Genomic DNA, 13312 nt, shown 5'->3' on the forward strand with positions numbered 1-13312 from the left:
TTGCTGCCCTGCTTCCGAAACGCCATCGAACAACACCCCTAAACCAATCAGGTGTTGCAGCGACCGCTTGAGCCCAAGGGCGAATTCACCGCCCTCACCGCAATCTCAGCGGGTTGAATCCGCTGAGGACGGCACCAGCCGCAGGCAGATGGAGTTGATGCAGTAGCGCTGGTCGGTCGGGGTGGGGTAGCCCTCGCCGGCGAAGACGTGCCCGAGGTGGCTGTGGCAGTTGGCGCACAGCACCTCGGTGCGGGTCATGCCCAGCGAATCGTCGGGGCGCAGCAGCACCGCCTCGGAGTGCGTCGGGTCGAAGAACGACGGCCAGCCGCAGTGCGATTCGAACTTCTCGGTGCTGCGGAACAGCTCCGCGCCGCAGGCGCGGCACTCATACACGCCCTCGGTCTTGGTGTCGGTGTACTCGCCGGTGAATGGGCGCTCGGTGCCGCCGCGGCGCAGCACGTCGAACTCCGCGGGGCTCAGTTTCTGCCGCCATTCATCGTCGGTGAGGGCCACCTTCGGCTCGGGAGAGGTCATGTCCCCACGCTAACCGGCTCCGGCGCCCGCGTCAGCCACACCGGGTCGATGCCGTCGTCGAGCCGGCCCTCGGCCTTGGCGTCCAGATAGCGGAAGTACAGCACCACGAACACCACGATCGAAATCAGCGACCACCCGTAGGTGATCCTCAGGTATTCCAGCGGGCGCCCGATGAACATCCAGTTGAACAGCAGCCAGCGGTCTAAGGCCATGAACCCGTACACCCCCAGCCAGGCCACCCAGTTACGGATCACCGAATTGGGCAGCACCACCGTCATCAGGAACGGGATCAGCACCATCGAGTAGTAGCCCTGGCCCAGCGACATCACCAGGAACGACGTCACCAGGAGCACCCCGGAGCTGGTCAGCATCCAAAACCGGGGATCGCGCCCCCGGTAGTAGCGGTACAGCAGCCACAGGCTGGCCGCGGCCAGCACGGTGAACCCGATGCGCAGGAACAGGATCAGCCAGGTCGGCAGCCCGAAGAACACGCCGTTGCCCAGGATCGAGCTGTTGAAGTAGTCCCGGGTGCCCAGCATGTAGGGCAGGGTGCCGGTGATCCAGTCCATCGGGTCGGGCACCAGCGGCCAGGCCGCCGCGTTGAACACCAGCGGCACCCCGATCGCGGGGACCAGCGCCCGCCACTGCCGGTTCAGCAGCGGCAACAACAGCAGCGGTGCCAGCACCGGTTTGACCACCAAACTCAGCCCGACCGCGAGCCCCGCCCACCATTGGTGGCTCACCTTGCCGTCCAGCAGCCACCGGAAGAACAGCACCTCCAACAGCAGGATGACGCCGTTGACGTTGGTGAATACCAGCGTGTTGGTGACGCTTTCGGTGCAGAACATGGCCAGCAGCAGCGCCGGGGCGGCCACCGAGGACAGCGTGTAGTCGAACAGCCGCAACAGCAGGTAGGCGGCGACCACGATGGCCACCGTGTTGACCAGGATGAACAGGTAGCGCGACTCCGCGAACGGCAGGTACCCGAACGGAGCCATCAGCAGGGTGCCGCCGGGCGGGTACAGGTAGTGCGGGTCAACGTAGTTGAAGTGCTCGTTGTAGATGTCCAACCCGTGCCGGAAGTTCGACACCGCTCGGTAGACCGGTTTGAAGTCGTCGGTGATGTTGCCGTTGGTGGTCAACACCACGCTGCGGTGGATGATCGACAGGATCGCCACCGGCCACAGGATCGACCGCAGCACCGTCGCGGTGCTGGGTGCGCTGGTGCGGGGACGAAACGCGGCGAGCAGGCCGGTACGGATCGAATCAGCAGCCGTCACCAGCGCACCTTATACCGGCCGCGGCATCCCCCTCAGGCGGGGCAGTACGTGTCGGTGCCGGGCAGTTTGCCGCTGTCCAGGTAGCCGATCACCGGCGGCACCGCGCACGACGAATAGATGCTGGCGCCGTGGCCGATGCCCTGCCACATCACCCGCTTGCTGGCCGAGCCGGCGTTGATGATGGTGGCGGTGGTGGCCGCGACGCCCTCCTCGCCGATGATCGGGTCGTGTTGCACGCCGAGCAGCAGCACGCTGATCTTGAGGTTCTTCGGGGGCTGCGGCGCCGAGCTGCTGGGCCAGTTCAGGCATTTCACCAGGTTCAGGGCGCCCACGGTGCCGAACTGCGGGTACAGCTTGCCCCAGGCCACCACCAGCTCCCGGACTCGGTCGGGGGTGGGCCGGTTGAGCGCGTCGCTGCAGGTGTTGATGAACTGGCCGTCGGTGTTTCGGCTGGCTTGGGCCTGATTGATCAGGCCGGTCAGCAGGTTGGTGTCGCCGGATCGCGCCGCCGCCAGCGCATTCGCCAAGGCCTGGGTGGTGCCGACGCCGTCGCCGCTGGGGAACCCCAACGCGGTGACGATGGCGTCGGTCAACGCGGCCACCGACACACCGCCGGGTCCGTTGCCGGATCGGGCCGCCGACAGCAGCGCGTCGACCGCGCCCTTGGGGTCGCCGCCCAGCGGGCAGTTCACCGCCACGCACTGGGCGGCGAACGCGTCGAGCGCGGACTGCTGGCCCTTGACCCGCTGCTCGGCGGCGGCCTCGGCGGCCACATCCAGCGGCACCGGGGAGTCCAGCACCAGCCGCGCCAGCTTGGTCGGGTGCGAGCCGGCGTAGGCCAGCGCCACCTGCGCGCCGTTCCCGACGCCCATCAGCGCGATTTCGGGGACGTCCCAGATGCTGCGCAGCGCCTCGATGTCCTCGGCGGCGTGCGCGTTGTCGTAGGCGGAGTCGCCGGGGGAGATGATGTCGGTGCAGTTGGTGGTGGCGCTGACCGTGACGGTGCCCAGGTTGGCCACCGGGTCGTCGCCGACGTCGAACTGCGCCTGATCCCACATGTCTTGGCGCTCTAGGGTGTCGCGGCAGTCCACCGCGCTGGACATGCCCATGCCGCGGCGGTCGACGGCCACGATCGGGTGGGTGTTGAGCACGTCGGCGCCGGCGCGGGACAGCCATACCGGCAGCTGCAGCGACGACGGCAGGTCCGAGCCGGTGCTGAAGATCAGCGGCCCGGCGTCCTCGGGGGTGTGGGCGGACCGGGCGCGCACCACCCCGATGCCGACCTTGCCGGCGGCCCCGTTGAGCGGATCGAGGTCGGCGTCAAAGCTGGCGCAGTCCAACCGGACCCCGGGGGCGGCCGGGACCGCGGCGCTGTTGAAGACCCGGCCGGTGCAGTCCTTCCAGGACAGGTCGTTTTTGGGTGCCGCGATCGGCGGTGGCCCGGTGGGCGTGGTGGTGGCGGCGGGCTGGCCCTGCGGCCCGGCACCGGAGTCGGTGGCGAACCGGGGATCCGCGGACAGGCCCAGCGGCGCGCAGCCGGCCAGGGCAGCGACCGCGATCAGGGCCGTGGCGAACGAGGCGCGCCGATTCATGCGCACCACACTAGCGACTGTGCGCTCACGCGCCCTTCACATAGCGGGTGTAGAGGTAGCCGGCGGCGTCGCTGAGCAGATGCGCACAGCGCATCCCGGTCAGCACCTGGCCGGGGCCGGTGGCGATGCGGCGGGCGGTCCCTCCCACCAGCCGCGGCGCGATGGTCAGGCACAGCTCGTCGAGCAGATCGGCATCGATCAACGATCCCAGCAGTGTTGGGCCGCCTTCGGTCAGCACCCGGTGCAGGCCGCGGTGGCCCAGCGCGGTGAGCACCGCGGTTTCGTCGACGCGGCCAGGGTCCGCGCCCGAGCAGGCCACCACCTCGGCCACCCCGGCCAGCGCCCGCCGGGTGTCGTCGGCGACCGCCGCGCAGGTGAGCACCAGCGGCGTCACCTCGGTTTGGGTGAACACCCGCATGTTCCGGTCCAGTCGACCGGACTTGGTGACGATGGCCAGCGGCGGGACCTCGCTTTGCCCCCGGGTTTGGCGCTGCTGGCGTTCGGTGACGCTCAACTGCGCGCCGCCGTAGTTTTCGATGCGCACCGTGCCGGCGCCGACCAGGATGACGTCGGCGAATGTGCGCAGCAGCTTGAACACCGCCCGATCGCCGGGTCCGGCCAGGCCGCCGGAGCGGCCCGACGCGGTCGCGCCGCCGTCCAGGCTGGTGATGAAATTCGCCCGCACCCAGGTGCGCTGCCGGTCGGCCGGATAGGCGTACAGGGCGGCGAGTTCGGTGTCGTCGATGTCTCGCGCCGAGCCCAGCAGCGTGAGTTGCGTCTCAGCGGCCGGGTCCTGGCCAAGGTCAGACATGACCATGATTGCAACACGTGGCTACAGTGCCTGCATGCGCGACCCAGCCACCGACCACATCGGTCATCTGGTCGATCGGCATCCGAGTGTCTCGCCGGAGCGGCTGATCGCCCAGTTGACGCCGCCGCCCACCTTTGCCGGGGTCAGCTTCCAGACGTATCGGCCCGACCCGGCCGAGCCCAGCCAGGCCGCCGCGGTGCAGGCGTGCACCGCGTTCTGCGCGGAGGCCGTGGAGCGCCGGGCGGGCCGCAAGAAGCTGTTCGGCAAGCGGGCGGTGTTGCCCGGGGTTGGGCTGTACCTGGACGGCGGTTTCGGGGTCGGCAAGACCCACCTGCTGGCCTCCTCGTACTACCAGCTGGACGAAAACGCCGGAACGCATCAGAAGGCGTTTGCGACGTTCATGGAGCTCACCCAGTTGGCCGGGGTGTTCGGCTTCCTCGAATGCATCGATCTGTTGGCCGATTACACGCTGCTGTGCATCGACGAGTTCGAGCTGGACGATCCGGGCAACACCACGCTGATTTCGCGGCTGCTGTCCGCGCTGGTCGAGCGGGGGGTGTCGATCGCGGCGACCTCGAACACGTTGCCCGAGCAGCTCGGCGAGGGCCGGTTCGCGGCCCAAGACTTCCTGCGTGAAATCAACACGCTGGCAGAGATTTTCACCACGGTCCGGATCGAGGGGCCCGACTACCGGCACCGCGACCTGCCGCCGGCGCCGGAACCGCTGTCCGACGAGCAGGTGCTGGCGCGGGCGACCGACGCGGCCGCCGACGGCGGCGTCACCGTCGACGACTTCGACGCGCTGTGCGAGCACCTGGCCACCATGCACCCGTCGCGGTATCTCACCCTGATCGAGGGGGTGCGCGCGGTGTTCCTCACCGGCGTGCACCCCATCGACGACCAGAACGTGGCGCTGCGGCTGGTGGCGTTGACCGACCGGCTCTATGACGCCGGCATCCCGGTGGTGGCCTCCGGGGCCAAGCTGGACGCCATCTTCAGCGCCGAGATGCTGGCCGGCGGCTTCCGCAAAAAATATCTGCGGGCCACGTCGCGGCTACTGGCGTTGACCGCCGCCGGCTCGGTGGCGGGTTAAAGGTTCCACTGCGCCAGGTGCGCGCCGGTGGTCTTGTTGAGCAGCACCACGTTGGTGACCAGCCCGCGGTAGACGTCCCAGTACACCCCGCCGTTGACGGTGGCGCCGGCCGGCGCGTTGGTCAGCCGGTTCTCCAGCTGGTCGGGGGCGTCGGTGTGCTTGGACACGTAGGCGTCCGCGTCGGGGGTGACGCCGTCGAAGGTGAACGCCAGCGACAGGGTGTAGGGGGTGGGGGCGGAAACGGTGTGCACGGTGACCCCGGCCCGCCACGGCGAGCCCTGGGCCCGCCAGCGCGGCGAACCGTTCCAGCCCCAGCCGGGCGGCTCGTCGGTTGGCAGCACATCGTGGACGGCCACGTCGGCGACGACCGCCCCGAACGCCGGGTCGTCGTACTCGACGTGCAGGGTGTCCCCGAGCCGGCCGATCGGCGCGTCCTGGGCGGCCGCGCGGGGCGCCGGCGCGACCAGCGCCGCTGCGCTCGTCAGGGTGATCAGGGCCACGAACCAGCGGTGCATTTTCGCCCTCTTCGGTGTATGTCTCGCCACATCTGCCTGTCGCATGATGGCACATCACGTCGACCGGCCGGACCCAACCGCCCGGTGAGCAGATGGTTCCAGGCGGTTAACACCATGGTGATCGGGGCGTAGCGCGGCGCGGGCATCGTGGGCTTGTAGACGGTACCGTTCACAGAAAGGCCCGCCGATGCTCAGCCCGAAATCTGCCGTTATCGTCAAGGAAACGCTGCCCGTGGTCGGGGCGGCGATCGAAGACATCACCACCCGCTTCTACGCCACCCTGTTCATCGACCACCCGGAGCTGGAGCGTGACCTGTTCAACCGGGGCAACCAGGCGCAGGGGGATCAGCAGCGGGCGCTGGCCGGGGCGATCGCCTCGTTCGCGACGCTGCTGGTCGCCGACGACGCCCCGCCACCGGACAAGGTGTTGTCCCGGATCGCCAACAAGCACGCGTCGCTGGGGGTAACCGCCGCCCAATACCAGCTGGTGCACGACTACCTGTTCGCGGCGATCGTGGCGGTGCTCGGCGACGCGGTCACCGACGACGTCGCCGCCGCCTGGGACGAGGTGTATTGGCTGATGGCCAACGCGCTGATGGGGCGCGAGGCCGACCTGTACGCCCAGGCCGGGGTGGCGCCCGGCGAGGTGTGGCTGCCGGCCCGGGTGTTGGCCCGCACCCAGGAGTCCCCGGACTGCATCGCGCTGACCCTGACCGGCGCCGACGGCGCGTTGCCGGCGTTTCGGCCCGGCCAATACACCTCGGTCGCGGTGCGGCTGCCCGACGGTGCCCGTCAGATCCGGCAGTACAGCATCACCGGTTCGGACGCGTCGACGTGGCGGATCACCGTCAAACGGGTCGCGTCGGTGGCCGGCTCGCCGGTCGGTCAGGTGTCAAACTTCATCCACGACAACGTCTTCGAGGGTGACTCGGTGATGTTGTCGCGGCCGTTTGGGGACCTGACCCTGGCGCCCGAACAGGTTCCGGTGCTGCTGGTGTCGGCCGGCATCGGTTGCACCCCGATGATCGGGATGCTGCGCCACCTGGTCGACACTGGCGACCACCGGCCGGTGTGCGTGGTGCACGCCGACCGCTCCCGGGCGGTGCACCCGCACCGCAGCGAGTTGGCCGACCTGGTCGCGCAGCTGCCGGCGGCCATCATGCGGACCTGGTACGGCGAGATCGGGGTGCCGGTGGACCTGGCCGAGATGACCCTGCCCGACGGGGTGCAGGTCTATTTGTGCGGGCCGCTGGAATTCATGCGGTCGGTGCGAGAACACTTGGTGGACCGCGGCATTCCTGCCGGCAACATCCACTACGAGGTGTTCGGGCCGGACCTGTGGTTGCAGGTCGCCTAAGGCGGCTTATTCCTCGGTCGCTTTGCGGGCCACGATCGACTCCAATGTGGCCGCCAGGTCGGCTTCGGCCCGGTCCTTGTCCACCCTGGCGCGGTGCAGCGGCCCGGCGCCGTCCTCGAGCTCGAGCAGCGCCAGCAGCAGGTGCTCGGTGCCGATGTAGTTGTGGCCCAACCGAAGCGCCTCGCGGAAGGTCAACTCCAGGGCCTTGCGCGCCGGGCCGCTGAACGGGATCAGCGCGCCGGGGTCGTCGCCGCCTGGCGGCAGGGTGACCGCCGCGCGGACGGTGTCGGGGTCGACCTGCTGGGCGGTCAGCAATGCGGTCGCCAGTGCGTCGGGGTCGCTGAGCATCCCCAGCACCAGGTGATCGGGGGTGATCTCGGCGTTGCCGGCGTCATGGGCAGCGTTTTGGGCCGCGACCACCGCGCTACGCGCCCGCGGCGTGAACCGGCCGAAGCCCTGGCTGGGATCGAGGGTGGTCGGCTCCGGCTTGGGCACGAACCGCTTCTGGGCGGCCTGCTTGGTCACCCCCATGCATTTGCCGATGTCGGTCCACGAGGCCCCGGAGCGGCGGGCCTGGTCGACGAAATGTCCGATCAGATGGTCAGCGACCTCACCGAGATGCTCAGCGGCCAACACGGCGTCGGTGAGCTGATCCAGGGCGTCGGCGTGCACCTGCTTGATGGCGTTGATCAGGTCGTCGAGGCGGACGGGATAGGGGATGGGGGTCTCGGTCATGGCGTCAACTGTAGGTTGACGATGATGGTTCGTCAACCATGGGTTGACGCGGCGGGGCGTCTGCTCGATCTGTCATCGATTCGTTGCCGAAAACAGCGCGTGGCCAGTGGAGGATGGCGCCCGTCGCACCGCGCGACTCGGCCGGCAACGCGGGCCCTAGCCGTCGAAGAAAGCGAATATGGACGTTTTTCAGCAGCAGTTCCTCGGTCCGCTGGGCAGGTTCCTCTACAGCTATGTGCTGATCGTGTTGCTGATCGGTGCCGGCATCTACTTCACGGTGCGCACGCGCTGCATCCAGGTCCGCTACTTCGGCCGGATGCTGCACCAACTGCGGCGGTCCGGCGGCGCCGACGGTGAGATCTCGTCGTTTCAGGCGTTCTGTGTCGGGCTGGCCTCCCGGGTGGGCACCGGCAACATCGCCGGGGTGGCCGTCGCGCTGACCCTCGGCGGGGCCGGGGCGGTCTTTTGGATGTGGGTGACCGCGGCGCTGGGCATGGCCACCGCCTTGGTGGAGGCCACGCTGGCCCAGATCTTTAAGGTCCGCGCGGTCGACGGCGGTTTTCGCGGCGGTCCCGCGTTCTACATCCGGCGCGGGCTGGGGTCACGCACCGGCGGCGTCGTCTTTGCTGTGCTGCTGGTCGTCACCTCCGGGATCGCGTTCAACATGGTGCAGGCCAACGCGGTCAGCGATGTGCTGCAGTCGGCGCACGCGGTGGGGCCGGGCTGGACGACGCTGGGCCTGGTCGCGCTGACCGCGCCGGTGCTGTTCGGCGGGGTGCGACGGGTGGCCCGCGTCGCCGGTGTCATCTTGCCCGTGGTGGCGATCGGATATGTGCTGTTGGCCTGCGCGATCGTGGTCGTCGACATCACCAGCCTGCCGCGGGTGATCACAGAGATCGTCGGCGGCGCGTTCGGAATCCAGCAAGTGGCCGGTGGTTTGGGCGGCGGCCTGGCGGCCGCGATGCTCAACGGCGTCAAACGGGGCCTGTTCGCCAACGAGGCGGGCATGGGCAGCGCCCCCAATGTCGCGGCCACCGCCGCCGTGGCACATCCGGTGGAGCAGGGCCTGATCCAGTCGCTGGGCGTGTTCGTCGACACCATGCTGGTGTGCACCGCCACGGCGTTCATCGTGTTGGTGGCCGGGCCCGATGTTTACGATCCGGCGCAGGCCGGGGCGGTCGCTGGGGCCAGCCTGACCCAGGCCGCGGTCGCCGCCGGCCTGGGATCCTGGACCACCGGGGTGATGACCACCGTGGTGTTCGTCTTTGCATTCTCGTCGGTGTTGAGCAACTACGTGTGCGCGGAAGCCAATCTGATCTTCCTGGGCGCGGGGGACCGGGCCATCAACGCGTTGAAGGTGTGGACGCTGATCGCCATCGCGTTTGGGGCCATGGCCAAGCTGGCGGTGGTGTGGGAGCTGGCCGATATCGGGATGGCGCTGATGGCGATCGTCAACCTTGTCGCGATCTGCCTGCTGGGGCGGTGGGCGTTGGCCGCGCTCAACGATTTTCACCGCCAGTCCGCGTTGGGCCTGGTTCCGGTGTTTGTGGCGGCCGAGGCGGGGCTGCCCGGGGCGCTCGACGGGGACGTGTGGGTACCGCGTCGGGCCGCCGTGGTGCCCGATCGCGAGCTGCACCCGATCTGAGGGGTTCCGGGGGCGTCGCGTCAGCCCAGCTGGTCGAGCTCGGCCGCCGCGGCGAGGAGGTCGGCGGCGAGCCGCCGGGCCACATCGGCGTCGATCTCGATGGTGACGTGATCGGGCGCGGTCCGGTCGGCGATGAAGATGCCGCGTTCTTTGACGTCGCCGCCGGGGTACTGGAATCCGAAGCTTTCCACCCGCACGGCGGTGCCGCGCACGGTGCCGATGAAGAAACGGCAGACGTCGCCGCCGTCGGTGGCGTCTTCCCAGTCGGACACGGAACTGGCATCCGGGGGCGGCGGCACGTCGTGATGCACGGTGTGCAGCAAATTGCGTTTAGCGAAGTCGCGGGCACAGCCCAGCATGGCCGCGTCGTGGCGCCCAGGGCGGCGGGGATTGGTGTCCCACTGCTGGAGGTCGGCGACCTGACCGGGGGTGAGTTGGTCGGCAAGATCGCGCCACGATGTGGCATCGTCGATTCTTGTCACGGGCGACGACCGTACGCCGTGCCGGGAGCGCTGACAAGAGCTTGGCGAACGCCGATTTGAATTGTTAACGCATCTCGTTACCATGACGCAAGGACCGTGCCCGAGTAGGGAAAAAGTTCCGCAACAACGGGTTACAAGTTAGTTACGACATCGTTAAATTCCTTGGAATTCCCGCATACCTACATGGCGTAGCAAATGCGGTATCTCGGACTGTGAGACGACGTCTTCCCGTGGTCCCCCACTCCCGAGCCCCGTGCCTGGGCCTCACCAGCCTCAGCCGTCGCAGGAGTCCCTGGCTGGGGGATGTGCATCTGCCGGAAATGGATAGCGCATGCGGTACCACTTCTCGGGCTCGCGCCAGGGCTAGCGTGCGGGCGCGCCAGTTCCGCGTGTGGACCGGCCAGGACATGGCGGGCGTGGGTGGTGTTACGGCGTGACGAACTGCCGGCAGCTGTAGCTAACCGGGTTGCAGATCACCGGGTTGGTGGTCCAGCCGCCGTAGGTGCCCGGCACGTCCCAGGTCGGCATCAGCGGGCCGTTGTAGGGCGGGTCGTAGCTGCAGGTGTGGCTGAAGTCGCAGAGCGGGTCGTCGGCGTGCGCTGGGGAGGCCGGCGCGAGGATGACCGCGGCGATGACGGCCGCGAGCGTGCACAGGATCTTCATGGCTTCTCCTTCGGCGCGGACGCTACGCCGGGGCACCGACAAGCCCTGTTGGAGAACCAGGGCGTCACATGCGGGCAGGATGCGCTGAGGTATTGCGTGCAGACGATTGAGTCCACGCAAAAGATTTTCCCCGGACAGCCTTGGAGAAACCCCGGAGGCGTGTCGGTGCAGGCCAGTAATGTCTCGCGGATGAATAGCAGGGACCACAAGACGCCGCTGATTATCGCGGGCGCGGTGGCTGTCTGCCTGCTGATCGTCGTGACCTTCGTCCTGGTGGCTGCTCATGACTCGTCCCCGGACGGCCCTGTGTCGACGTCGAGTTACCCGGCGCCGTCGATCTCGAATTACCCCACGGTCCCCCCGGCCGTTGACGCAAGCGCCGAACTCGCGAAACTCGCCACCATCCCGATTAAAGGACGCGCACCTAAAACCGGTTACGACCGGGCGCTGTTCGGCACGCCGTGGACCGATGACGTAACCGTTCCCGGTGGCCACAACGGCTGCGATACCCGCAACGACATTCTCCGGCGCGATCTCGCTGGTGCCGGTTATAAGCCAGGTCGGAAAGCATGCATCGTGCTCAGTGGAACCTTGAAGGATCCCTACACGGGCGAAGTGATCATGTTCAGCCGCGGACCCAGGTCGAACCAAGTTCAGGTGGATCACCTCGTGCCGATTCTGGACGCATGGCAGAAGGGCGCCCAGCAGTGGGACGACCTCAAACGCCGCAACTTCGCCAACGACCCGATGAACCTCCAGACGACCTCGGCGGCGGCGAACCGCCAGAAGGGGTCGGCCGACGCGGCCACCTGGTTGCCGCCCAACACGGCGTACCGGTGCACCTACGTCTCTCGGATCATCGACGTGAAGAGCGCCTACGGAGTGTGGATGACACGGGCTGAACACGACGTGATCGAGCGCGTGCTGAACAGCTGCACCAACTAGCGAGCTACTACCCGTCGTTGCTTCCCGTGTTCCCTTGGGCCGCACAATAGTCCGGGTTGTAGGCATCCCGGTGGGCGTCGCGACTGCCACCCGCAGGGGTCGTGTCCTTCCGGCGGTGTAACGGTACGGGCAGAGGTATGAGCGCCGATTCCGTGGCAGCATGGACGCGTTCCCGAGTCGACGGGCGGGTGCTCCAAGCGTCATCGGCGGCACCCTGGCCACCGTCGAAGCTGTCCGTCTCCGTCTCCGTCTCCGTGTCCGTGTCCGCGTTGGCGATGGTTGCCGGTTCGATCACGACGTCAAGCGCCGCGGCCAGGTCGGTCGTTGACTCCCGGGGCGGGTTGCCCGGCGGCGGGGTGACTGATGGCGCAGCGACCCCTTGGCGGGTACCGAACCCCGATTGCTAGTCCAGCCAGCGGAGACGCCACTGCACGAGGGCTTTCCCGGCTTCGCAGTCCGGGGTCACGCTCACGGAGCGTCGCATATTGTGATCCGTTTTGCGGAACTGAATTTCGTCTCCTGTGACCCACATGACGAGCTTGGCCCCTGACCGGAAGGCCGGGATACATTCAGCAGGAGCCTCATAGGCGGTTGCGTATGGAAATTGCGACAGCGTTTTGCCGGGGTAGTACTTCGCCACATAATCGCGCCACTGGTCATTGGGCATAAGGAAGTCGACGCCCTTGTCGGTGTGTCCCACGATGTTGGTTGCCGACTTGGGGATTTCGATCTTGAGTCGACTCACGATGTCGGTGTCGTGGTCGGTCCGTCCGGGTCGGATGAAGCAGCCCGTAGTCAGCAGGAGGACCGCTGCAAGCATGGGGGCGAGCAGTAGGCGCGGCAATAGGCGGTGGCTGCTCATGGGTAGGTGCTCGTCCGGATGCTCGATATGCCTGTGGTGTCGAAGTTTTGCGCCCAGCCCGCACGGTCGAGCATGTTGAGATCCGATACTTGGGGCAGGAAGCTTGGGTCGGTGGTTTCAAAGTTGTAGTAGTCATAGACGCTCGTCCGCGCTGCCACGCTGTAGTTCCCCTCGGCGTTGGGCATAGCGATACGGCTGGTTTGATAGCTGAACGTCCCGAGCGTGTTCTTCCAGTCCGGATTGGAGCTATTGCTAGGACGGGCGTAACTGCCATCGGGTTGCCGATTGGTGTAGTCGCTCTGGAAAGCCACCGGCCCGGTGTATCCCGGCGGCATCGCTTTGACCGCCACGTCCAGGGTCGCCCGCGTCTGCGCCTGGGCGGCGTTGTTGAACCACGGCATGTCGTAGAGCATGTTGTCCACGGGCACCGACATCGGAGTACCGGAACCGTCGAGATAATGCTGCAAAAACTTGGTCGCGTAAGGAAAGACGGGGCTAAGCGCGTGCATCACTCTGCTGTGTCTCGGATCATCGAGGCCGCCGTTGAGGATAGGCAGCGCGCTGTCGAAGTCGTTTAGCGACCGCATGTCGATCCAAAAATTCGAGGTCGTCGGTTCGGATACTCACAGTCCTGGTGCCGTGTTCTCTGAACGCATTGTGCCCGCCGGGCGAGACACTCCATCTTTGCAGGTCTAACGGGGGTTCGATGTGGGCGGATATCCTGCAAGCGGTGCTTGACGCACCGACGCGGATGTGCCCGCGGCTAGACTTTGGGCCGCTGGCTGGTGCAAACGTCTC

At 67.5% G+C, this 13312-nt stretch carries 14 protein-coding genes; 4 read left to right on the plus strand and 10 right to left on the minus strand.

Translation table 11 applies throughout. The annotated features are described in order from the left end of the window. Window positions 1-105 precede the first annotated feature (105 nt). Genes msrB through ACAG26_RS20800 form a run of 4 tightly spaced genes read right to left on the minus strand, consistent with a single transcriptional unit; the run spans window position 106 to window position 4217 of the window. Entirely contained in the window at window positions 106-534 is a 429-nt protein-coding gene (gene msrB / locus ACAG26_RS20785) for a peptide-methionine (R)-S-oxide reductase MsrB (protein ID WP_370484963.1), read from the minus strand. Continuing rightward, entirely contained in the window at window positions 531-1817 is a 1287-nt protein-coding gene (gene aftC, locus ACAG26_RS20790; protein ID WP_370485063.1) for an arabinofuranan 3-O-arabinosyltransferase, read from the minus strand. The genes msrB and aftC overlap by 4 nt, the downstream gene beginning before the upstream one ends. Before the next feature lie 29 nt (window positions 1818-1846). Beyond that, window positions 1847-3406: an alpha/beta fold hydrolase gene (locus ACAG26_RS20795; protein WP_370484964.1), complete on the minus strand. Its 1560-nt coding sequence runs from the start codon at window positions 3404-3406 to the stop codon at window positions 1847-1849. A gap of 25 nt (window positions 3407-3431) precedes the next feature. Continuing rightward, window positions 3432-4217, minus strand: coding sequence for a pyrimidine reductase family protein (locus ACAG26_RS20800; protein ID WP_370484965.1), 786 nt, complete (start codon window positions 4215-4217; stop codon window positions 3432-3434). Between ACAG26_RS20800 and zapE the strand changes: the two genes are divergently transcribed. Next, window positions 4216-5310 carry a cell division protein ZapE gene (gene zapE / locus ACAG26_RS20805; protein WP_370484966.1) on the plus strand — a complete coding sequence of 365 codons (1095 nt, stop codon included), beginning with the start codon at window positions 4216-4218 and terminating at the stop codon, window positions 5308-5310. The two genes, ACAG26_RS20800 and zapE, sit on opposite strands and share 2 nt — an antisense overlap. On the opposite strand, the gene ACAG26_RS20810 is transcribed toward zapE, so the two are convergent. After that, on the minus strand, window positions 5307-5825 hold the full coding sequence (locus ACAG26_RS20810) for a hypothetical protein (protein WP_370484967.1): 519 nt from the start codon (window positions 5823-5825) through the stop codon (window positions 5307-5309). The two genes, zapE and ACAG26_RS20810, sit on opposite strands and share 4 nt — an antisense overlap. Window positions 5826-6012: 187 nt before the next feature. Here ACAG26_RS20810 and ACAG26_RS20815 point away from each other — a divergent pair, with 187 nt between their 5' ends. Next, entirely contained in the window at window positions 6013-7182 is a 1170-nt protein-coding gene (locus ACAG26_RS20815; RefSeq protein ID WP_370484968.1) for a globin domain-containing protein, read from the plus strand. Window positions 7183-7188: 6 nt separating this feature from the next. Here the strand turns inward: ACAG26_RS20815 and ACAG26_RS20820 are convergent, their stop codons facing one another. Beyond that, on the minus strand, window positions 7189-7917 hold the full coding sequence (locus tag ACAG26_RS20820; protein WP_370484969.1) for a Clp protease N-terminal domain-containing protein: 729 nt from the start codon (window positions 7915-7917) through the stop codon (window positions 7189-7191). A gap of 178 nt (window positions 7918-8095) precedes the next feature. Between ACAG26_RS20820 and ACAG26_RS20825 the strand changes: the two genes are divergently transcribed. Continuing rightward, window positions 8096-9562, plus strand: coding sequence for an alanine/glycine:cation symporter family protein (locus ACAG26_RS20825; protein ID WP_370484970.1), 1467 nt, complete (start codon window positions 8096-8098; stop codon window positions 9560-9562). Between the two features lie 20 nt (window positions 9563-9582). Here ACAG26_RS20825 and ACAG26_RS20830 read toward each other — a convergent pair whose 3' ends face one another. Both ACAG26_RS20830 and ACAG26_RS20835 read right to left on the minus strand, forming a co-directional pair. Beyond that, complete coding sequence (locus tag ACAG26_RS20830) at window positions 9583-10044, minus strand: hypothetical protein (RefSeq protein ID WP_370484971.1); 462 nt, start codon at window positions 10042-10044, stop codon at window positions 9583-9585. Between the two features lie 426 nt (window positions 10045-10470). Further along, window positions 10471-10707 (minus strand): hypothetical protein, encoded by a 237-nt coding sequence (locus ACAG26_RS20835; protein ID WP_370484972.1) that lies wholly within the window; start codon window positions 10705-10707, stop codon window positions 10471-10473. Window positions 10708-10803: 96 nt separating this feature from the next. Here ACAG26_RS20835 and ACAG26_RS20840 point away from each other — a divergent pair, with 96 nt between their 5' ends. Then, window positions 10804-11652, plus strand: a complete 849-nt coding sequence (locus ACAG26_RS20840) for an HNH endonuclease family protein (RefSeq protein ID WP_370484973.1) — start codon at window positions 10804-10806, stop codon at window positions 11650-11652. 403 nt (window positions 11653-12055) lie between these two features. On the opposite strand, the gene ACAG26_RS20845 is transcribed toward ACAG26_RS20840, so the two are convergent. Both ACAG26_RS20845 and ACAG26_RS20850 read right to left on the minus strand, forming a co-directional pair. Then, window positions 12056-12514, minus strand: coding sequence for a hypothetical protein (locus ACAG26_RS20845; RefSeq protein WP_370484974.1), 459 nt, complete (start codon window positions 12512-12514; stop codon window positions 12056-12058). Then, on the minus strand, window positions 12511-13101 hold the full coding sequence (locus tag ACAG26_RS20850) for a hypothetical protein (RefSeq protein WP_370484975.1): 591 nt from the start codon (window positions 13099-13101) through the stop codon (window positions 12511-12513). The genes ACAG26_RS20845 and ACAG26_RS20850 overlap by 4 nt, the downstream gene beginning before the upstream one ends. Window positions 13102-13312: the final 211 nt, after the last annotated feature.

This window comes from Mycobacterium sp. pUA109 (assembly GCF_041287095.1).
Taxonomy (GTDB): Bacteria; Actinomycetota; Actinomycetes; order Mycobacteriales; family Mycobacteriaceae; genus Mycobacterium.

What these genes read in the sequence shown, in the direction of transcription:
- msrB (WP_370484963.1), bottom strand. Translation starts at nt 534, where the DNA reads ATGACCTCTCCCGAGCCGAAGGTGGCCCTCACCGACGATGAATGGCGG.
- ACAG26_RS20795 (WP_370484964.1), bottom strand. Translation starts at nt 3,406, where the DNA reads ATGAATCGGCGCGCCTCGTTCGCCACGGCCCTGATCGCGGTCGCTGCC.
- zapE (WP_370484966.1), top strand. Translation starts at nt 4,216, where the DNA reads ATGACCATGATTGCAACACGTGGCTACAGTGCCTGCATGCGCGACCCA.
- ACAG26_RS20800 (WP_370484965.1), bottom strand. Translation starts at nt 4,217, where the DNA reads ATGTCTGACCTTGGCCAGGACCCGGCCGCTGAGACGCAACTCACGCTG.
- ACAG26_RS20810 (WP_370484967.1), bottom strand. Translation starts at nt 5,825, where the DNA reads ATGCACCGCTGGTTCGTGGCCCTGATCACCCTGACGAGCGCAGCGGCG.
- ACAG26_RS20815 (WP_370484968.1), top strand. Translation starts at nt 6,013, where the DNA reads ATGCTCAGCCCGAAATCTGCCGTTATCGTCAAGGAAACGCTGCCCGTG.
- ACAG26_RS20820 (WP_370484969.1), bottom strand. Translation starts at nt 7,917, where the DNA reads ATGACCGAGACCCCCATCCCCTATCCCGTCCGCCTCGACGACCTGATC.
- ACAG26_RS20825 (WP_370484970.1), top strand. Translation starts at nt 8,096, where the DNA reads ATGGACGTTTTTCAGCAGCAGTTCCTCGGTCCGCTGGGCAGGTTCCTC.
- ACAG26_RS20835 (WP_370484972.1), bottom strand. Translation starts at nt 10,707, where the DNA reads ATGAAGATCCTGTGCACGCTCGCGGCCGTCATCGCCGCGGTCATCCTC.
- ACAG26_RS20845 (WP_370484974.1), bottom strand. Translation starts at nt 12,514, where the DNA reads ATGAGCAGCCACCGCCTATTGCCGCGCCTACTGCTCGCCCCCATGCTT.
- ACAG26_RS20850 (WP_370484975.1), bottom strand. Translation starts at nt 13,101, where the DNA reads ATGCGGTCGCTAAACGACTTCGACAGCGCGCTGCCTATCCTCAACGGC.